The 16998-nt window shown below is 69.1% G+C and carries 19 protein-coding genes; 6 read left to right on the forward strand and 13 right to left on the reverse strand.

What is annotated here, in order from left to right:
- Positions 1-14: 14 nt before the first annotated feature.
- A complete protein-coding gene (locus tag ACFXJ5_RS09685; RefSeq protein WP_384629286.1) occupies positions 15-566 on the forward strand; it encodes a DinB family protein in 552 nt (183 codons plus the stop codon).
- Between the two features lie 125 nt (positions 567-691).
- Here the strand turns inward: ACFXJ5_RS09685 and ACFXJ5_RS09690 are convergent, their stop codons facing one another.
- Together ACFXJ5_RS09690 and ACFXJ5_RS09695 are read right to left on the reverse strand one after the other, a co-directional pair.
- Positions 692-1723 (reverse strand): aspartate-semialdehyde dehydrogenase, encoded by a 1032-nt coding sequence (locus ACFXJ5_RS09690; protein ID WP_384629289.1) that lies wholly within the window; start codon positions 1721-1723, stop codon positions 692-694.
- Complete coding sequence (locus ACFXJ5_RS09695; RefSeq protein WP_384629291.1) at positions 1720-2610, reverse strand: dihydrodipicolinate synthase family protein; 891 nt, start codon at positions 2608-2610, stop codon at positions 1720-1722. Before ACFXJ5_RS09695 ends, ACFXJ5_RS09690 begins: the two co-directional genes overlap by 4 nt.
- A gap of 84 nt (positions 2611-2694) precedes the next feature.
- Between ACFXJ5_RS09695 and ACFXJ5_RS09700 the strand changes: the two genes are divergently transcribed.
- Entirely contained in the window at positions 2695-3123 is a 429-nt protein-coding gene (locus tag ACFXJ5_RS09700) for a GNAT family N-acetyltransferase (RefSeq protein ID WP_384629294.1), read from the forward strand.
- Between the two features lie 3 nt (positions 3124-3126).
- Here the strand turns inward: ACFXJ5_RS09700 and ACFXJ5_RS09705 are convergent, their stop codons facing one another.
- From ACFXJ5_RS09705 to ACFXJ5_RS09715, 3 genes are all read right to left on the reverse strand, one after another.
- Positions 3127-4206 carry a phosphotransferase family protein gene (locus tag ACFXJ5_RS09705; protein ID WP_384629296.1) on the reverse strand — a complete coding sequence of 360 codons (1080 nt, stop codon included), beginning with the start codon at positions 4204-4206 and terminating at the stop codon, positions 3127-3129.
- 113 nt (positions 4207-4319) lie between these two features.
- On the reverse strand, positions 4320-4985 hold the full coding sequence (locus ACFXJ5_RS09710) for an HAD family hydrolase (protein ID WP_384629299.1): 666 nt from the start codon (positions 4983-4985) through the stop codon (positions 4320-4322).
- 32 nt (positions 4986-5017) lie between these two features.
- Positions 5018-5917, reverse strand: a complete 900-nt coding sequence (locus ACFXJ5_RS09715) for a GntR family transcriptional regulator (protein ID WP_384629302.1) — start codon at positions 5915-5917, stop codon at positions 5018-5020.
- 194 nt (positions 5918-6111) lie between these two features.
- Here ACFXJ5_RS09715 and ACFXJ5_RS09720 point away from each other — a divergent pair, with 194 nt between their 5' ends.
- On the forward strand, positions 6112-6291 hold the full coding sequence (locus ACFXJ5_RS09720; RefSeq protein ID WP_384629304.1) for a hypothetical protein: 180 nt from the start codon (positions 6112-6114) through the stop codon (positions 6289-6291).
- Here ACFXJ5_RS09720 and ACFXJ5_RS09725 read toward each other — a convergent pair.
- A complete protein-coding gene (locus ACFXJ5_RS09725; protein ID WP_384629307.1) occupies positions 6277-7461 on the reverse strand; it encodes a phosphotransferase in 1185 nt (394 codons plus the stop codon). The two genes, ACFXJ5_RS09720 and ACFXJ5_RS09725, sit on opposite strands and share 15 nt — an antisense overlap.
- Positions 7462-7633: 172 nt before the next feature.
- The gene (locus ACFXJ5_RS09730) at positions 7634-8533 is read right to left on the reverse strand and encodes a GntR family transcriptional regulator (RefSeq protein ID WP_384629309.1); all 900 of its coding nucleotides are present in this window, start codon (positions 8531-8533) and stop codon (positions 7634-7636) included.
- Between the two features lie 271 nt (positions 8534-8804).
- Between ACFXJ5_RS09730 and ACFXJ5_RS09735 the strand changes: the two genes are divergently transcribed.
- The gene (locus tag ACFXJ5_RS09735) at positions 8805-8972 is read left to right on the forward strand and encodes a hypothetical protein (protein WP_384629311.1); all 168 of its coding nucleotides are present in this window, start codon (positions 8805-8807) and stop codon (positions 8970-8972) included.
- A 98-nt stretch (positions 8973-9070) separates the two neighbouring features.
- On the forward strand, positions 9071-9250 hold the full coding sequence (locus ACFXJ5_RS09740) for a hypothetical protein (RefSeq protein ID WP_384629314.1): 180 nt from the start codon (positions 9071-9073) through the stop codon (positions 9248-9250).
- Positions 9251-9272: 22 nt separating this feature from the next.
- On the opposite strand, the gene ACFXJ5_RS09745 is transcribed toward ACFXJ5_RS09740, so the two are convergent.
- Together ACFXJ5_RS09745 and ACFXJ5_RS09750 are read right to left on the reverse strand one after the other, a co-directional pair.
- Positions 9273-10514: a GNAT family N-acetyltransferase gene (locus tag ACFXJ5_RS09745; RefSeq protein ID WP_384629317.1), complete on the reverse strand. Its 1242-nt coding sequence runs from the start codon at positions 10512-10514 to the stop codon at positions 9273-9275.
- A 49-nt stretch (positions 10515-10563) separates the two neighbouring features.
- Complete coding sequence (locus ACFXJ5_RS09750; protein ID WP_384629319.1) at positions 10564-11193, reverse strand: RsiG family protein; 630 nt, start codon at positions 11191-11193, stop codon at positions 10564-10566.
- Positions 11194-11355: 162 nt separating this feature from the next.
- On the opposite strand from ACFXJ5_RS09750, the gene dtd reads away from it, so the two are divergent.
- Positions 11356-11781 carry a D-aminoacyl-tRNA deacylase gene (dtd, locus tag ACFXJ5_RS09755; RefSeq protein ID WP_384629322.1) on the forward strand — a complete coding sequence of 142 codons (426 nt, stop codon included), beginning with the start codon at positions 11356-11358 and terminating at the stop codon, positions 11779-11781.
- A 22-nt stretch (positions 11782-11803) separates the two neighbouring features.
- Here the strand turns inward: dtd and ygfZ are convergent, their stop codons facing one another.
- The 4 genes from ygfZ to ACFXJ5_RS09775 are packed head-to-tail and all read right to left on the reverse strand — an operon-like array spanning position 11804 to position 16996.
- Complete coding sequence (gene ygfZ / locus ACFXJ5_RS09760; RefSeq protein ID WP_384629324.1) at positions 11804-12784, reverse strand: CAF17-like 4Fe-4S cluster assembly/insertion protein YgfZ; 981 nt, start codon at positions 12782-12784, stop codon at positions 11804-11806.
- 9 nt (positions 12785-12793) lie between these two features.
- Positions 12794-13237: a Fur family transcriptional regulator gene (locus ACFXJ5_RS09765; protein ID WP_384629327.1), complete on the reverse strand. Its 444-nt coding sequence runs from the start codon at positions 13235-13237 to the stop codon at positions 12794-12796.
- Positions 13238-13260: 23 nt separating this feature from the next.
- The gene (locus ACFXJ5_RS09770; RefSeq protein ID WP_384629572.1) at positions 13261-13857 is read right to left on the reverse strand and encodes a sarcosine oxidase subunit gamma; all 597 of its coding nucleotides are present in this window, start codon (positions 13855-13857) and stop codon (positions 13261-13263) included.
- 31 nt (positions 13858-13888) lie between these two features.
- Positions 13889-16996: a sarcosine oxidase subunit delta gene (locus tag ACFXJ5_RS09775; RefSeq protein ID WP_384629330.1), complete on the reverse strand. Its 3108-nt coding sequence runs from the start codon at positions 16994-16996 to the stop codon at positions 13889-13891.
- Between the last annotated feature and the right edge of the window lie 2 nt (positions 16997-16998).

Here is a 16998-nt window from a genome sequence, read left to right on the forward strand (position 1 = left end):
AAGAGGTGTACGCCATGCCGACCTTGGTACCCGCGGAGACAGACGAGCGTGACGGCCTGCTCAAGTTCCTGGACGCCCAGCGCGGCGGCCTGCGGCGGGCCGTTCTCGGCCTCACCGAGGAGCAGGCGACGACCCGGGCCAGCGCGAGCTCCCTCACCCTCGCCGGCCTGATCAAGCACGTCGCCCGCACCGAGGAGGTCTGGGTTCAGGGCACCCTGATGGGCCGCCCCGAATTCACCGGGAACGAGGCGGACTACGTCAGCGGCTTCCAGCTCCTCCCCGACCAGGGCGAGACCCTCGCCTCCGTCCTCGCCCGCTACGACGCCGTCGCCCGCGCCACCGAGGAGGCCGTCAACAGCCTCCCCGACCTCGAAGTCACCGTCGCACTCCCCGAGGCCCCCTGGTACCCGCCCGGCATGAAGGTGTCGGCCCGCTGGATCCTCCTCCACCTCATCGAGGAGGTCGCCCGCCACGCCGGCCATGCGGACATCGTCCGCGAGTCCCTCGACGGCAGGACGGCATTCGAGCTCGTCGCCGAGTCCCTCGCGCAGGAGGGACAGCACTGACCCTGCCGGCTCACGGCACGGCTACCGGGCCCCGAACGAGACGGACGTGGATGGACCCGAAGGCGGTGGAGGGGTGAGGACGCGGCTGCCGCCCCACACGGGGGCGGCAGCCGCGTACCGACTGCTCAGCGGGCGGAGAGCTCCGCGGCGACCAGCTCCGCGATCTGGACGGCGTTGAGGGCCGCGCCCTTGCGGAGGTTGTCGTTGGAGAGGAAGAGCGCGAGGCCGTGCTCGACGGTCTCGTCGACCCGGATGCGGCCGACGTACGCGGGGTCCCTGCCGGCGGCCTGCAGCGGCGTCGGGATCTCGGAGAGCTCGACGCCGGGGGCCTTCGCCAGCACCTCGTAGGCGCGCTCGACGCTGATCGGACGCTCGAAGCGGGCGTTGACCTGGAGCGAGTGGCCGGAGAAGACGGGGACGCGGACGCAGGTCCCGGAGACCTTGAGTGCGGGGATCTCGAGGATCTTCCGCGACTCGTTGCGGAGCTTCTGCTCCTCGTCGGTCTCGAAGCTGCCGTCGTCGACGATCTTGCCGGCCAGCGGCAGCACGTTGAAGGCGATCGGGCGGGCGTAGACCCCGGGCTCGGGGAACTCGACCGACTCGCCGTCGAAGGTCAGCTGGTCGGCGGTCTCCACGACCTTGAGGGCCTGCTGGTGCAGCTCGGCGACACCGGCGAGGCCGGAGCCGGAGACGGCCTGGTAGGTGGTGGCGACCAGCGCGGCCAGCCCGGCCTCCTCGTGCAGCGCCTTGAGGACCGGCATGGCGGCCATCGTGGTGCAGTTGGGGTTGGCGATGATGCCCTTGGGGCGGTCCGCGATCGCGTGCGGGTTCACCTCGGAGACGACCAGGGGGACGTCGGGGTCGAGCCGCCAGGCGGAGGAGTTGTCGATCACGACCGCACCGGCCGCCGCCACCTTGGGCGCCAGCGCCTTGGAGGTCGCGCCGCCCGCCGAGAAGATGACGATGTCCAGACCGCTGTAGTCGGCGGTCTCAGCGTCCTCGACGACCACCTCGCCGTCCTTCCACGGCAGCGTCCGCCCGGCCGAGCGGGCCGACGCGAACAGCCGCAGCTGCTCCACCGGGAAGTCGCGCTCGGCCAGCACCTTCCGCACGACCCCGCCGACCTGGCCGGTTGCTCCGACGATTCCGATCCTCATCGCGTCTGTCCCGTCTCTCCGATCAGTGCGTACGTACCGTCCCGAGTATCCCCTGCTGCGGCAAGTGCACGGAGGGCCGTCTCACGCGCTGGGCCCCCGGCGGCCAGCAGCGGCAGCCGGACGGCCGGTGTCGGGATGCGGCCCTGGGCGTGCAGCACGGCCTTGATCACGGTCGGGTTCGGCTCCGCGAACAGCGTGGCCGCCATCGCCGACAGCTCATACCCGAGCCCCGGCTCGTACGCCTTCGCCAGCCGCGCCCACCGCCGGGTCCCGAGGTGCGCCGCCGCCAGAATCCCGCCCGGCGCGCCCATCGCGAACAGCGCCGGCGCGAAGACGTCGTCCCCGGCGTAGAGCGGGACCTCCCTGACCAGCGCCACGGTGTCGGCGTCGATGCCGCCGACCGCGTGCTTGAAGCCGATGATCCCGGGGATCGCGGCGAGCGCCCGAACCGTCGCCCGGCTCAAGGTCTGCCCCGTCCGGTACGGGATATTGTAGACAATCAACGGAACCGCCGAAGCCGCGGCCACCCGCTCGAAGTGCGCCACCACCCCCGCCTCCGACGGCCGCGTGAAATACGGCACCGTCACAAGAGCCGCGTCCGCCTCCAGCCCCGCGACCTCCGCTTCCGTCCCCCGGGTGTCATTGGACCCGGCCCCGACCGTGAAATGCGCCCCGCGCTCGCGGCACACCCGGCCCACAACCTCCCTGACCGCAGCCCTCTCGCCCTCATCGAGCGCCGCCGCCTCCGCCGTCGTCCCCAGCGCCACCAACCCGGCGGCCCCTTCGTCCAGCAGCCCCTGCGCCAGCCGCTCCAGCGCGGCGCCGTCGACCCGCCCGTCCTCACCGAACGGCGTGATCAGCGGTACGTGAACTCCCTGCATACCCATACGAGCGAGCCTGCGGCCCAGCACCCTCAAGGTCCAGTTAATTGTTGTGCACAGAACCAGTAAGCAACACTACGATCCGCGCTTATGACGCCAACGCCAACGCCGTACGAGATCTCCACCGACCCCGCCCGCCTCGACCGCGACCTCATCCACCACTGGCTCTCCACCGACGCCTACTGGGCCCTCGGCCGCCCCCGCACCAAGATGGACGTCGCCATCGCCGGCTCCCTCAACTTCGGCGCCTACGACTCCGCATCCGGCACCCAGCTCGCCTACGCCCGCGTCATCACCGACCACGCCACCTTCGCCTGGCTCTGCGACGTCTACGTGGCCCCCACCGCCCGCGGCCGCGGCCTCGGCACCGCCCTGACCACCGCCGTCCGCGACCACCTCAAGCCCCTCGGCCTCCGTCGCATCCTCCTGGCCACCCACGACGCCCACAGCGTCTACGCCAAGGTCGGCTTCGAACCCCTGGCGGCCCCGGACCAGTGGATGGCGCTGACCGTGAACTGACCGCTACGCGGTGACGGACTCGACGCGCCCACGACCGCGATGCCAGTCGGACAGAACCAGCTCGACCTCGGAGGGGGTCGGTGTCTTCTCGATCCCCAGTGGCTGCTTCGCCGCCTCAAGCGCGCGCTGCACGGCGGCGGTCGCATGCTGAAGCCGACTCTGGTCGGGCGACGCGCCCAAGGAGACCGCGCCCCGGATGACATCCGTGTAGACGGACTGCATCCGCTTGTAGTCGAGGTAACGCGGCAGATCCGCATCGGCCCCCCGGGACACTTCCTCCCCGACTGCTCGCTGCCATCGCTCGAACATCTCGTCCGCCTGTTCCTGGGGGTACCGCATCAAATGCAGGTGTGTGACCAGGTCATAGAGCGGATCGCCGACCTGGGCCAGTTCCCAGTCGATGGTCCACAGTCGGCGGTCGGGATCGACGATGAAGTTCTCCCGGTGCAGATCCGCGTGGAGAAGACGGTAAGGACGCCGGGTCAGGCCGCCTTGCTTCTCCACGCGGTCGACGAACCTGTCCAGGGCGTGCTCCGGGACACCGAGTGCTTCGAAGAGCCGGCCGTATTCCGTGCGATTCCGCTCGTAGACGTGCTCGCGGGTGTGGTCGACCATCCGCCTGAGGAACGCCGTCGAGTCCTGCTTGTCCACGGCGCCAGGGCGAGTGCAGATCCCCTGCCGCTCCAGAATCCGCGTGTCGAACCGGGCGAGGTTGCGAAAGAGCTGCGCGATCTGCTGGAGGTAGTGCGGGTCGATGGCCGTGTCCACGGCACTGGTCTCCCCGAGCGTCCGGCCTTCGATGAAGATCGACACGCAGACCTGACCATCGACGCGCAGCACCCTCGGGATCCTGCGCACGTACGGCCGCAACTGCCTGATGAGTTCTTCCTCGGAGCCACAGCAACGGTAGTCGTACCAGAAAACGTCCGGTCTGGGCTCAGACACCTTCAGCCGTGAGCCAGTGGGGTGAATCCGCACGGCATAGGTTTCGCGGTGATGGCCCTTGAGGGGACCCTCCACCTCGCCATCCCGCCTCAGCGCGGCCGCGACGTCCTCAGCGGCGGCGGCGGTCAACGCACCCATCGACTGCGAGCCCTGTCTTCCTTAGTGTCTGTACGCCCCGACCGCTACCCGTAGGCGACGTGGGGGGCACGCTACACATTCAGGCCCGCGGCCGGGTCGAGACTCACCGGAATTCACCCATCCGAAATAGCTCTGCACACATCCTCCAGCGAAGAGACCACGTGAGAGGCTCCCGCGTCGTACAAATTCGCCATCTTCTCCGCGTCTCGCCCATACCCCAAAAAGGTGACGCCGACCTTGTGCGCGGCGATGAAGTCGTCGGCGCTGTCGCCGATCATCAGGCACTCGGCGGGCGTTGTCTCGGTCGACCTCAGCGCCCTGATCAGACACGACGGATCCGGCTTCATCAAACCCGGGTCACCGGTGCGGCCGTGAATGTGCGACCCGAAGCACTCCCTGAGTCCCCGGCCGTCAAGATAACGCTCAGCAACCAACGGCGAGTTGTTGGTGGTGACCGCCACGCTGCTGCCCTTGGCGGAGAGCAACCGGACCAGCTTGTCCGCGTATGCCGTGGGTATCGCCGATTTGACGGCCTTCAACTCGTGCTTGGTCAACAGCTCTTCGAGCTCACGGTCCCTGCCGAGACCCATCGAGTCACGCAAGACCCGCAACGGGTCATCAACATCAGGGGCGTCGGGGGCCTTCAGGCCCCAGTCGATGAGCTGTCTCTTGAGTACGCCGGCGACATCCGCCGCCGGATAGCCGGCGAAGAGTCTGGCCACAGGTCCGTCGAAGTCGAACAGCACGCACTTCGCAGAGGCCACGAGTTCACGCAGCACGGGTATCTCGGTAGGGGCGGGAGAGGGCAAGGTCACTCGAAGAGTGTCAACGGCTCGGCGATCGTTGACCAGAGGGAGTCGAACCACCTCTGGGAACGGCGCACAAACTCCACATCATGAGGATCCGGGTCATTCCCTCCAGCGGAGTAGTGGAAGAGTTCGGCATCCAGCCCCAGGAAGTCGTAGATCATCATGTCCTCTCCCTTGATGGAGACCGTGCGGTCGACGACTTCGTAGTAGGCGAAGAGTGCCTCGCGGCCATTGAGTAGATACAGCTTGTGCGTAGGCGTGAAGGGAACCGTCTTGATCTGCAGAGACACCTCGGAGACGAGGCGACGGTCGGCCACGTCCTGAAGGGAGTTCTGGAAGACCTCGGCCTGGTTCCGCGTGAGTCTTCTCAGCCGTTTCAACGGCTGCTCGTCACTCCCGTCGTCGACCCTCCGCGGTACGGCGAGGGGACCTTCAAGCGTCGGCAGCAACAGCCTCACTGTGATGGTGCCAGGCGGCTTGATGTCCTCTGACCGGATCCGCTGCAGCGGTACCTGAACAGCCTTGTTGAGAGTCTCGGTGGTGAGTGAGAACACATCGAGAGTCACGTGTTCGACCTCAAAAGCGGCAGCTACGTGAGCGGCGAGCTCAGGCTCTGCCTGCCCGTGCCGTGATCGCTTTACTCCCACCCGCTGGGCCACCGGCCGGTCCAGGACGTACGCGCCCCGGCCCCGCTGGGAGTCGATGTAGCCGTCCCTCCGGAGCTCCTGCAATGCACGCTGGATGGTCGCCCGAGAGACTCCGAATCGCCGTTCGAGCTTGTCCTGCGTGGGCATCTGCCGCCCGACCCGGGGACGGCCGTCTTCGATCTCCGCTCGCAGCTCAGCTGCGATGCGGCGGTAGGGCGCGGTTACGTCGCCATCCGGTCCGGGCTTCGGGGTCACAAGCACAAGCTACCCAGAATTCGCCAACTTGTATCAGGCGTCCCACACTTGACTAGTCACGTTTGCTGATATTCAGAGGTCGGAAGATAGATACCAGCAGCTAGTTCCGCCAACTCCGGCAAGCTGACTGAGAGTTGCCGGAGGCAACCTCAGTCCTTCGGTCAATCGCCTTGCTCCTTGAAGGAGGGACAGCTATGCCTGCACTCAGCCTGTTCGACTGGACCATCGCCTTCGCAATCGACCAAATCGTGTCGCTGAGGTGGGGAGTGGCGGGTGCCATCTCCCTGGGCCTCATCACCGCAGGCCACAAGTCCCGCAATGTCACGTTCCAGTGCGCTGGGATCGCGGTCCTGGCAGTGCTACTCGCCCAGTAGGGAGCCGGCCCCGCGTCGGCTTCGGCGGATGGTCGCCCTTACGTGCTCGCGCGTCTGAGTGTGACGCCAGTCAAGCAAGGCGGTCTTGACCCCGGCCCTGTCGACCAGAGGCCCGAGACGAAGCGGTCGCTGGGCTTTCACCAATGCGTTGTGAAGAGTGTCAACTGCCCCTTCGAGGCCGTTCAGCGCCACATCCCCGACCAGACCGATCGCTGCACGCATGACGTCGGGGTAGACGGACTGCGCATGCTCGAACGCCAGGTAATGGGGCAGGTCGGCCTCGAGTCCGACGGTCGACTCGACAGGGACGGCGCTGCGCCAAGCCTCGATTACCTGCTCCCGCTGGTCTTCGGGGTACTGCATACGGACCAAATGGGTGGCCAAGTCGTGCAGTGGGTCGCCAAAGGACGCCAATTCCCAGTCCAGAAAATACAGGGGGCAGTCCGGGTCGTCCGTGACGATGAGGTTGTCACGGTGCAAATCGGTGTGCAGGAGGCCGAAAGGGCGGCGCTGCATGGATGGGATGGTCCTGACGAAATCCCGCATGGCGGACGGACCGACACCCAGCGCTTCGAAGAGATCCCCGAACCGGTTCCAGTTCGGCCGGCGGATCCGCGTCTCCGTCATGCGGACGAGCCTGCGCAGATAGCCACTGCTGTCGCCGTCCCGCGGCCAGCCCCAGGGCAGCGGGGGCACGTCCTTGCGCTCCAGGCGAGTCATGACGCCGAACAGCTCCGCCAAGGCGTCGACGTAGTAGGCGTCCACGGCCTTGCCCGTCGGGCAGCGCTGCGACAGAGCAGTGCCCTCCACCCAGAGATGGACGGAGGGCGTACGACGGGGGTGCAGGGGCGACGGGAGGTTGCGGACTTTACCCTGGAGCGTCAGCAGGATCCGCGACTCGCTCTTCCACGTGCGAGGGACGACCGTCAGCGCGTCCGGGCGTGGCACGCGGACTTTCACAAGACTCTGGGCCTGCTGTCCGAGCTGCTGCGCGAGCTGGGGAAGCAGTGGCATGAGGAAGTTGCGGTTGTGATGGCCACCGGTGACCTCGCCGCACTTCATCGCATGGTTGACGAACCGGTCGTAGGCGTCCCCCCTGACGTGGCCGACTTCGGCGCAACAGCTTGAAGGCTGTGTCGACCGGTGGTCGAGAGGGACGGCAGTACCCACGGGGCTGCTCCTGGCTTGTCACGGTGTCACTGGGCGCAAGCCCAGCAGACAGGCAGCCCCTCAACCCGCACGGGTTCGGTCCCCGTTCTGGATTGAGGCGTGAGCCTAGTGGGTAAACTAGCGCCTGCAACCGAGTCTCGCTATGCGGGCAGCGAGTGTTAACGCAGATGATTCACTCGAAGAGCGGCTGCTCTTCGTCCTGCGCAATGGTTTCCCACAGGGATTGAAACCACCTCTCGGACTCCTCGAGGAATTCACCCTCAAGGTTGAACAACTTCGCGTCGACTCCATGCACGTCGTAGATCTGGATCGTGTCGCCGCCCCCGACGCCCAGCTCCCGCTCCATGAAGCGGTAGTAGCCGAAGACGCCCCGGCTGCCGTTGAGCACGTAGAGCTTGTGGACGGGGGTGATCCGGACCGACCGGACCATGAGCTCGACGCTGGCGACGTAGTTACGCTCACGTAGATCCTTGAGTGAGTTGACTAGGCCGTACGTGTGCATGTTGGTCAACCGGCGCAGGCGGTCGAGGGGGCGCTCGTCCTCGGGCTCGTCGACGCGCTGGGGGACGGCGAGGGATGTGGCCGGGCTGGGGAGGACCAAGCGAACGCGGATGCTCCGGGGGGCCGGCTGGCCGGACATGATGCGCTGCATTTGCATGAGCAACGCACCGTTGAGCGATTCGGCTGTCAGGCAGAAGGCGTCGATGGTGACCACTTCGGACTCGAACGCCTCCTCGATCGCTGCGACGAAGTCGACGGTCTCGCCGGAACCGGGAATGGCGGAATGTTGTCGGTGTGAGACGCCGTTGGCCGAAGGATTCGCTGCCGCGCCGGGGTTTTCGGCGACGAAAACGCCGCGACCCTGCTCGGAGTTGACGTAGCCGGCCTTCTGGAGGTCCTTGAGGGCGCGCTGGATGGTGGCGCGGGACACGTCAAAGCGTTCGACCAGCTCGAAGTGGGTGGGGAGTTGAGATCCGGCGGCGAGGTCGCCGCGGTCGATCTCGGCACGCAGGGATTCAGCGACACGCTTGTACGTGTGCTTGGTCCCGCTCGCTGGAGGATCGCCGGTCATGCTGCACAGCGTACAACTTCTGGTCATGCGAAGCGTGTTGGTTGCTACAAGTTTATGGATCGCTAGTCAACGGGGACAACAACTACAGAGCTAATTAGTCAACTAGCTCAAGTCCATACGGAGTTGAGCATGTTGATGCAACGGGGTGCGCGGTCCGCAGCCGGCCCGATGAAGTGCCGGTAGGGGCAGCGCTTACGGCTAGGCGCGCCGATCTTCACATCTGTCCGCATCGTTCAACGATGCCGAACGCGCCACAAGGAAGGGGCCCGAGATGCCCGCTCTCGCTCTGTGTGCCTTGGCCTTCGAACAGCTTGTGCAGTACCGCTACGGCGCCGCTGGTGCGGTCGCCTTCGGGATGTTCACGGTGGGCCATAAGGCCCGGAACACCACGTTCACCTGTGTGGGGCTTGTGGTGATCGCTCTGCTCATCGCCCACTAGATCAACTGGATCACTGGCTTCACGCTCCTCCCAGCCGGCCCGACGACGTTCCGGCGACGGGATCCCTCGCCGTCAGCCGCCTGGAAAGGGGTGGGCTCATGCTGTGGAACGAAGCCGTGCTGGCGCTGCTGGGCCAGTTACTGGAACGGGCGTACGGGCCGCTGATGGCGGTCGGGTTGTTCGTGGTGGCGGTGGGGTGGAAGTCCCGGTCGCCGAAGGTGTTCTGTGTCGGGGGTCTGGTCGTGCTGATCGCGATCCGGTCGGTGTGGTGGGGGTGAGCCTCACTCCCACCCCCCCCGCTCAGAAGATGTCCGGGCACCACGGGCGCCGCGGGGTGCGGAAGAGGGTGTCCGCGAGGGCGGCCGAGCCGGGGCGGTGTTCGGTGAGGTGGCCGAGGGCGGAGAGGCGGACGGCGGAGGCGTCGCCGAGGTAGAGGGCGCCCAGGGAGGAGACGGGGAGGGTGAGGTCGGGGGAGGCGGTGGTGGGGGCGCAGGTGGCGGTGGTGTTGGGGGCGACATCGAGGCGGAAGCGGCCGGAGGCGAAGCCGGCGGGGTCGACGATGTCGAGGGTCAGGGTGCCGGGGGTGGAGTAGGTGCGGGTGGCGAGGGCGCGGGGGGCGTCGAGGACGCGGAGCCACATGAAGTCGGAGGAGTGGTCGACGCGGGCGGAGCGGGGGTCGCCGAGAAGGTCGGGGAGGAGGTCGTCGGGGGGCCGGTTGCCGGTGCGGAGCTTGGTGAGCCAGTCGACGGAGAGGAGGTAACGCCAGAGGGCGCGTTCGGCATCGGGGGTGGTGGCGATGAGGTGGCTGACGGTCAGGGGGCAGTCGGGGTACATGCCGTGCCACTTCTCGTCGACCTTGTACGTGGCGATGCCGTCGACGCGGTCGGAGGCGGCGTCCCGGTAGACGACGAAGAACGGTTCCCTCCAGTCGGCGGAGGGGACGCGGATGGCGCCGGTCGAGAGCTCCCACCAGCGGGCGGGACGGTTGATGGCGCCGGGGGTGAGGCGGCGGAAGCGCTCGTGGAGTTCGGGGCCGAGCTTGAGGACCTCGGCGGGGTCGGCGAAGTCGATGCGGCCGCCCTCGGGGAGGGCGAACGGGCCGAGCTGGGTGCGGGGGACGTCGACTTCCCACTCGGTGATGGTGGTGGCGGGGCCGAAGCCGAAGCGGCCGTAGATGGGGTGCTCGGCGGCGATGAGGATGGCGAGGGCGTCGCCGCGCTCGCGGGAGGCGGTGAGCTCGTTGGCCATCATGCGGCTGGCGAGGCCGCGGCGGCGGTGGCTGGCGTTCACGGAGACGTTGGTGATCGCGCTCGCGTCGAGCAGCGCACCGCCGGGGACGGTGAGTTCGCGGGGCATGCTGCGGAAGGTGGCCACGCAGCGGCCGGCGTCGTACGCGCCCTGGGTCCGGTCCAAGTCCATGCCGTCCCGGCGGACCTCGACCTCCTCGTCCGACACGGTGGGCGGGTGCAGGAAGCCCCGGTTGTGGGCACGCAGCCATTGCGGCAGGTCGGAGGCGGTGAGGGTGCGGACGTCAAGGCTCATGTCCAGCACGCTATTCGGGCGGATGCGCCCTCGCACGTGGTTTTAGGGGTCAGTCCCCGGTGAGCAGGTCGTCGACCCGCGCTTCGCCCTCCCGGTAGCGCCGGGCGATCTCCCTGCTGCATCCGTCAACCGTACGCTGCAGCGTCTGGCGGCGCCGCGAGACCTGCTGTTCGTGGCGGACCAAGCGGCCCATGGCGTCGTGGAGTTCGTCGTCGGTGCGCGCGGTGAGGTCGGACAGCTCGACTTCGGAGAGCATCTGCTCGGCGAGGCGGCGGTTGCGCTCGCTGACCGGGGTGCCGAGGGTGACGTGACGGGCGGAGGAGCGGTGGCGGGACGGGGTGTCGGTGAGGATTTCCGGGAGACGGTCGAGGACGTCGGGGCTGGCGAGGCCGTCGGGTGAGTCGGGGGCCGTACGGCGGCCGGTCTCGGCCCGCAGGATGTCGATGCGGCCCTGGAGCAGCCGGCGCAGGTAGGAGAGGTCGGCCTCTTCCTGCTGGGCGTCGCGGCGCAGGGTGCGCAGCCCGTCCAGGGTGAGGGCGGACAGCTCCGGCCCGGGCCCGGGGTCCGGGAGCGGGTTGTAGGGGCTGCGGGGGCCCGGTGCCTTGAGCATGCGCTGGCCGCCTGTCTGATTCGTACTGTCCGTACTACCGGTACTACCCGTACTACCGCTGGTGGTCATGCCTGTCGTCCCCTCGTCCGGCAGGATTCGATCGTGCCACTGTGCGAGGGTGCCGCGCAGCGACTCTGCACCCGAACGGCCCCTGCGTACTGGTGCACGCACCACCAGCCGGGCGTACGGCCCCGGCGCCGCGCGCCCCCTCCGGGCGGGGAGAATGGGGCCATGCGTGCGGTGGCCCAGCGGGTGAGTGAAGCGAGTGTGGTGGTCGACGGCGAGACGGTCGGGGAGATCGTCGGGCCGGGTCTGTGCGTGCTGGTGGGGGTGACGCACGGGGACACCGCGGAGAAGGCGGCGCTGCTGGCACGCAAGCTGTGGAGCCTGCGGATTCTGCCCGGCGAGAAGTCCTGCTCGGACGTGGGCGGGCCGCTGCTCGTGATCAGCCAGTTCACGCTTTACGGTGACGCCCGTAAGGGGCGCCGGCCCACCTGGAACGCGGCCGCGCCGGGGGATGTCGCGGAGCCGCTGGTCGATGAGGTGGTCGCGCAGCTGCGGGCGCTGGGAGCGCACGTGGAGACGGGCCGGTTCGGGGCGGACATGAAGGTCTCGCTCACGAACGACGGCCCGTTCACGTTGCTGGTCGACATCTGAAAGCGCAGCGGCCGCGAGCCGCCTACGGCTCGACGATCACTTCCTGTGCCGCCGGCGTGCCCTCGGCGGAGAGCATCGCGTCGGCCGGGGTGTTCCGCTTCACCACGGCCAGGGCGATCGGCCCGAGCTCCCAGTGGCGCGCGGAGGAGGTGATCGCGCCGATGGGGCGGCCGTCGGGGCCGTCGTCGGCGAGGCGGAGGGCGGTGCCGGGGCCGGGGAGCTTGACCTCGCTGCCGTCGAGGTGGAGGAAGACGAGGCGGCGCGGGGGGCGGCCGAGGTTGTGGACGCGGGCGACGGTCTCCTGACCGCGGTAGCAGCCCTTTTCGAGGTGGACGGCGGTGGCGAGCCAGCCGAGCTCGTGCGGGATGGTGCGGTGGTCGGTCTCGAGGCCGAGGCGGGGGCGGTGGGCCTCGATGCGCAGGGCTTCCAGCGCCAGGATGCCGATCGGGTTGCCGACGGTCTTCGCGTACGTCTCGAGCTCGTCGCGCGGGACGAAGACCTCGCGGCCGTACGCGGTCTCGCGTACGGTCCAGCCCGCCGGCACGGGCGCGATGCTGCCTGCCGGGAGGTGGACGACGGCGTAGCGGTCCGTCGCGTCGGCGATCTCCACCTGGTAGAAGAACTTCATGCTCTCCAGGTAGGCGATGAGGGCGTCCTGGGTGCCGGGCTCGACGTGGATCCAGGTCGTCACGCCGTCGTCGACGAGATACAGCGCGTGCTCGATATGGCCGTGGGCGGAGAGGACCAGGGCCTCGGTGGCCTGCCCGGGCGGCAGCTCGCTGACGTGTTGGGTGAGCAGGAGGTGGAGCCAGGAGAGGCGGTCCTGACCGGAGACGGTGACGACGCCGCGGTGGGAGAGGTCGACGAAGCCGGTGCCGTCCGCGAGAGCGCGCTGCTCACGGAAGAGATCTCCGTAGTGAGCGGCAACGCTTTCGTCAGGGCCTTCTGCGGGGACGGCGCCGGGAAGCGACAGCAAAGGGCTGATCGGTGAATGTCGCTGCATGAGTCAAGACTACGGCTCGGTAGTTGAATCCTTGGCCTTTGCCGAACAGTCGGCGCATCGCCCGAAGATCGCGAAGTGCTTCATATCGGTCTCGAAGCCGTACGCGACCTTGAGCCGGTCGGTCAGCGCGCTCGCCACGGACACGTCGGCCTCGATGACCGTGCCGCAGTCCCGGCACACCAGATGCATGTGGTGGTGCCGGTCCGCGAGGTGGTAGGTGGGCGCGCCGTGCCCGAGGTGGGCATGGCTGACCAGGCCGAGTTCCTCGAGCAGCTCCAGGGTCCGATAGACGGTGGAGATGTTGACACCGGAGGCGGTCCTGCGGACCTCGGTGAGGATCTCGTCCGGGGAGGCGTGTTCCAGCGCGTCGACGGCCTCCAGGACAAGCTGGCGCTGCGGGGTCAGCCGGTACCCGCGCTGCCTGAGGTCGCTCTTCCAGTCCGTGGTCACCACCGCTCCAGTGTATTCAGTTGTCCTCAGACGTACTCCGATGCGGCGTCGAGCAGCCAGTCCGCGAGATAACCCGCGAAGGAGGAGCGGACCAGGACGCAGAAGCCCCTCTCCCGGCCGATGAGTACGACCTGCGCGCGGGCCAGCGTCGTCTGGGCGCAGCGGCCGGGGCCGAAGGCACGGGGGTGCAGGTCGAGGGAGCAGCCGTGGGCGAGCAGGTCGCGGGCGCGGGGGCCGGCGACCAGGACCGTGGTGCGCTGGGCGGAGACGTCGGTGACCGCTGCCGGCTCCTCGCCGACGGCCGTACGGATCCGGGCCTCGAGGTCCGCCTGCGTGCCGGGCGGCCCGACGACGAGCCATTCGTCGGGGCCGAGCGACAGGGCGGTCAGCTCCCCGGCCTGAACGGCGGCGTCGGGTTCCAGAGGGAGCTCGAGGCCGAGGGCGAGCCCGACGGCTTCGGCGGCCGGTCCCTTGGGGTCGAGCCGGACGTCGACCTGGGCGAGGAAGGGGACCTCGGCCAGCCGCAGGGCGCCGCCGGAGGTGCGGGTGGCGGCGGCGAAGCGGGCGTGAGCGCCGGACAGGGGGCTCTGGGGGCGGCGGGTCGTGGTTGTGGTGTCAAACATCGTGGTCATCATGGTCTCGGCCATCGTGGTCTCAGCCATCGCGGCGGGCTCCCTCGGGGTCGTAGAGGACGGGGCCGGCGACGGTCACCGGGACCAGCCGGTCGCCGACGGGCGCGTACAGCCGCTCGCCGATGCGGTCCCGGCCGCCCTTGACGAGGGCGAGGGCGAAGGTCCGGCCGAGGGCGGCACTGCGGTAGCTGGAGGTGACGTGGCCGAGCATCGGGACGGGCGGTTCCGGAAGCACGGAGGTGGCGACCAGGTGGGTGCCCTCGGGGAGGAAGTCGGCCGGGTCCTCGGGGAGCAGGCCGACCAGGTGCTTGCGGTCGGGAGCAGAGGTGTTGGCGCGGGCGTAGGAGCGCTTGCCGACGAAGTCCTTCTTCTTCTTCGACACGACCCAGCTCATGCCCAGGTCCTGCGGAGTGACCGTGCCGTCGGTGTCCTGGCCGATGATCGGGTAGCCCTTCTCGGCGCGCAGGACGTGCATGGTCTCGGTGCCGTACGGGGTGGCTCCGGCCGCGTGAACGGCCTCCCAGACGGTGAGGGCGTCCCAGGGCGAGATGTTGATCTCGTACGCCAGCTCGCCCGAGAAGCTGATCCGGCAGACGCGGGCCGCGATGCCCGCGACGGTCGTGTCACGCCAGGCCATGAAGGGGAAGTCGGCGTTGTCCACGGCCAGGTCCGGCGCCAGGTCGCGGAGCACCTCGCGGGAGCGGGGGCCGACGAGGGCGACGGTGGCCCACTGCTCGGTGACGGAGGTGAACCGGACCCTCAGGTCGGGCCACTCGGTCTGCAGCCACTCCTCCATCCAGTCCAGGACGGTGGCCGCGTTGCCGGTGGTCGTGGTGACGATGAAGCGGTCGTCGGCGAGGCGGATGACGGTGCCGTCGTCGAAGATCATGCCGTCGAGGCGGGCCATGACGCCGTAGCGGATCATGCCGACCTTCAGGGTGCTCATCATGTTGGTGTAGAGGCGGTCGAGGAAGACGCCCGCGTCCGGACCCTGGACGTCGATCTTGCCGAGGGTCGAGGCGTCCATGAAGGCCACGTCCTCACGGGCGGCGGTGCATTCGCGCAGGACGGCGGTCTCCATGTCCTCGCCGGGCCGCGGGTAGTACCAGGGGCGCTTCCACTGGCCGACGTTCTCGAAGAGCGCGCCGTGGCCGACATGCCAGGGGTGGATGGCGGTGGTGCGGATCGGGTCGTGGAGAGCCCCCCGGTCCCGGCCGGCGAGGGTCGCGAAGCTGACGGGGGTGTACGGGGGCCGGAAGGTGGTCGTGCCGAGCGCCGAGACGTCGACGCCCAGGAGGTGGGCGACGGTGCCGGAGGCCAGTACGCCGGAGGTCTTGCCCTGGTCGTTGGCGGTACCGGCGGTGGTGTAGCGCTTGGTGTGCTCGACGGAACGCATCCCGGCGCCGGTGGCCCGGGTGAGGTCGGCGACGGTCACGTCACGCTGGAGGTCGACGAAGCTCGTGGCTCCGCCGGTGCCGGGGACGACGAAGACCGTCTCCGGCGCGGTCTCCGATTCGGCCTCGGCGGGCGGCAGTTGGGGCTGCTCCGGTACGTAGCCTTCGGCCTCCAGCGCGCGGGCGGCAGCTGCCGCGCCCTCGGCTGCGTTCGCCACGACCTCGACTGCCTGGCGGCAGGTGCCGGGGTCCGGGACGAAGGTGCCGAGGGCGTCGTCGTAGCGGAGCTTGCCGCCCGCCTGGCTGAAGAGGTGGCCGACGGGGTTCCAGCCGCCCGAGACCAGGAGGAGGTCGGCCTCGATCCGGCGGTCGCCGACGAGCACGGCGGTGAGGCGGTCTTCTCCGTCTGTGCCGGTGACGTACTGGCCCTGGCGGGTGTCGACGATCGCCGCGATCTCCACGCCTGCGGCGGCGAGGTCGCGGGCGGCGGCGTAAGCGCTGTCGTTGGTCGTGAAGACCACGGCCGTGCGGCCCGGGACGACGCCGTACTTGTTGACGTACGTACGGGCCGAGCCGGCCAGCATGACGCCGGGGCGGTCGTTGTCCGGGAAGGCGAGGGAGCGCTCGTGGGCGCCGGTGGCCAGGATGACGCGGCGGGCGCGGATGCGGTGGACGCGTTCGCGGGAGACGTGCGCCGGGGCGTGGGCGCCGAGGTGGTTGGTGCGGCGCTCGACGGCCAGGAGGTGGTTGTCGTCGTAGTAGCCGAAGACGGTGGTGCGGCGGAGGACGCGCACGTCGGGGGCCGCTTCGAGGAGGGCTTCGACTTCGCCGGCCCAGGTGAGGTGCTGGGCCGTGCCCAGCAGGCTGCCGCCCAGCTCGGGCTGGTCGTCGGCGAGGATGACGCGGGCGCCGCTTCTCGCTGCCGCGGCGGCCGCGGCGAGTCCGGCCGGGCCGGCGCCGACGATCAGCAGGTCGCAGTGGGTGTGCACGGCGTCGTAGCGCGCCGGGTCCGGGGTGGTGGCGAGGCGGCCCTGGCCGGGGAGGCCGGTCGCGACGAGGCCGTCGTACAGCTCGACGGTCGTGGCGGGGAGCATCGGCTCGGGGAAGGGCTCTTCGATCTGGATGACGGCGTTGGGCTCTTCGACGCCGGCGGAGAAGATGCCGCGGGGGCGGCCGAGTTTGATGCTGGTGCCGGTGCGGATCACTCCGTTGGCGAGGAGGGCGGAGGCGAGGGTGTCGCCGGGGTGGCCTTCGTATGGGGTGCCGTCGAAGGTGAACGTGAGGCGTTCGTGCCGGGACACCCGGCCGCCGGTGGTGAGGCGGAACGGCTGGGTGCGGCCTTCCGTGGCGGGGGCAGACGTTGGCTCCCCCACCCCGCCCCTTCCCGAAACCAGGGGCTCCGCCCCTGGACCCGCCCCCTCGCTTCGCTGGGGGGACCCCCAGTCCTCAAACGCCGGACGGGCTGAATTGCCCGGAGCGGGCTGCACTCGCCGAGGTTCCACGAACTCGTTCGTCGACGTGTCGCGTACCGCGTTGAACCAGCGGCGGCAGCCGGCCGCGTGGCTCCAGCGCTCGGCGAAGGGGCCCTTGGGGTTGTCGCGGAAGAAGAGGTAGTGGGCCCATTCGTCGTCGGTGAGCGCCGAGGGGTCCTCGGGGTAGGCGATGTGGGCCTGGCCGCCGTAGTGGAACTCGGACTCGTCGCGGGGTCCGCACCAAGGGCATGGGATGAGCAGCATGG

It is taken from the genome of Streptomyces sp. NPDC059373, from assembly GCF_042751495.1.
Classification (GTDB): domain Bacteria; phylum Actinomycetota; class Actinomycetes; order Streptomycetales; family Streptomycetaceae; genus Actinacidiphila.

What these genes read in the sequence shown, in the direction of transcription:
- ACFXJ5_RS09685 (WP_384629286.1), top strand. Translation starts at nt 15, where the DNA reads ATGCCGACCTTGGTACCCGCGGAGACAGACGAGCGTGACGGCCTGCTC.
- ACFXJ5_RS09690 (WP_384629289.1), bottom strand. Translation starts at nt 1,723, where the DNA reads ATGAGGATCGGAATCGTCGGAGCAACCGGCCAGGTCGGCGGGGTCGTG.
- ACFXJ5_RS09695 (WP_384629291.1), bottom strand. Translation starts at nt 2,610, where the DNA reads ATGGGTATGCAGGGAGTTCACGTACCGCTGATCACGCCGTTCGGTGAG.
- ACFXJ5_RS09700 (WP_384629294.1), top strand. Translation starts at nt 2,695, where the DNA reads ATGACGCCAACGCCAACGCCGTACGAGATCTCCACCGACCCCGCCCGC.
- ACFXJ5_RS09705 (WP_384629296.1), bottom strand. Translation starts at nt 4,206, where the DNA reads ATGGGTGCGTTGACCGCCGCCGCCGCTGAGGACGTCGCGGCCGCGCTG.
- ACFXJ5_RS09720 (WP_384629304.1), top strand. Translation starts at nt 6,112, where the DNA reads ATGCCTGCACTCAGCCTGTTCGACTGGACCATCGCCTTCGCAATCGAC.
- ACFXJ5_RS09730 (WP_384629309.1), bottom strand. Translation starts at nt 8,533, where the DNA reads ATGACCGGCGATCCTCCAGCGAGCGGGACCAAGCACACGTACAAGCGT.
- ACFXJ5_RS09735 (WP_384629311.1), top strand. Translation starts at nt 8,805, where the DNA reads ATGCCCGCTCTCGCTCTGTGTGCCTTGGCCTTCGAACAGCTTGTGCAG.
- ACFXJ5_RS09740 (WP_384629314.1), top strand. Translation starts at nt 9,071, where the DNA reads ATGCTGTGGAACGAAGCCGTGCTGGCGCTGCTGGGCCAGTTACTGGAA.
- ACFXJ5_RS09745 (WP_384629317.1), bottom strand. Translation starts at nt 10,514, where the DNA reads ATGAGCCTTGACGTCCGCACCCTCACCGCCTCCGACCTGCCGCAATGG.
- ACFXJ5_RS09750 (WP_384629319.1), bottom strand. Translation starts at nt 11,193, where the DNA reads ATGACCACCAGCGGTAGTACGGGTAGTACCGGTAGTACGGACAGTACG.
- dtd (WP_384629322.1), top strand. Translation starts at nt 11,356, where the DNA reads ATGCGTGCGGTGGCCCAGCGGGTGAGTGAAGCGAGTGTGGTGGTCGAC.
- ygfZ (WP_384629324.1), bottom strand. Translation starts at nt 12,784, where the DNA reads ATGCAGCGACATTCACCGATCAGCCCTTTGCTGTCGCTTCCCGGCGCC.
- ACFXJ5_RS09770 (WP_384629572.1), bottom strand. Translation starts at nt 13,857, where the DNA reads ATGTTTGACACCACAACCACGACCCGCCGCCCCCAGAGCCCCCTGTCC.
- ACFXJ5_RS09775 (WP_384629330.1), bottom strand. Translation starts at nt 16,996, where the DNA reads ATGCTGCTCATCCCATGCCCTTGGTGCGGACCCCGCGACGAGTCCGAG.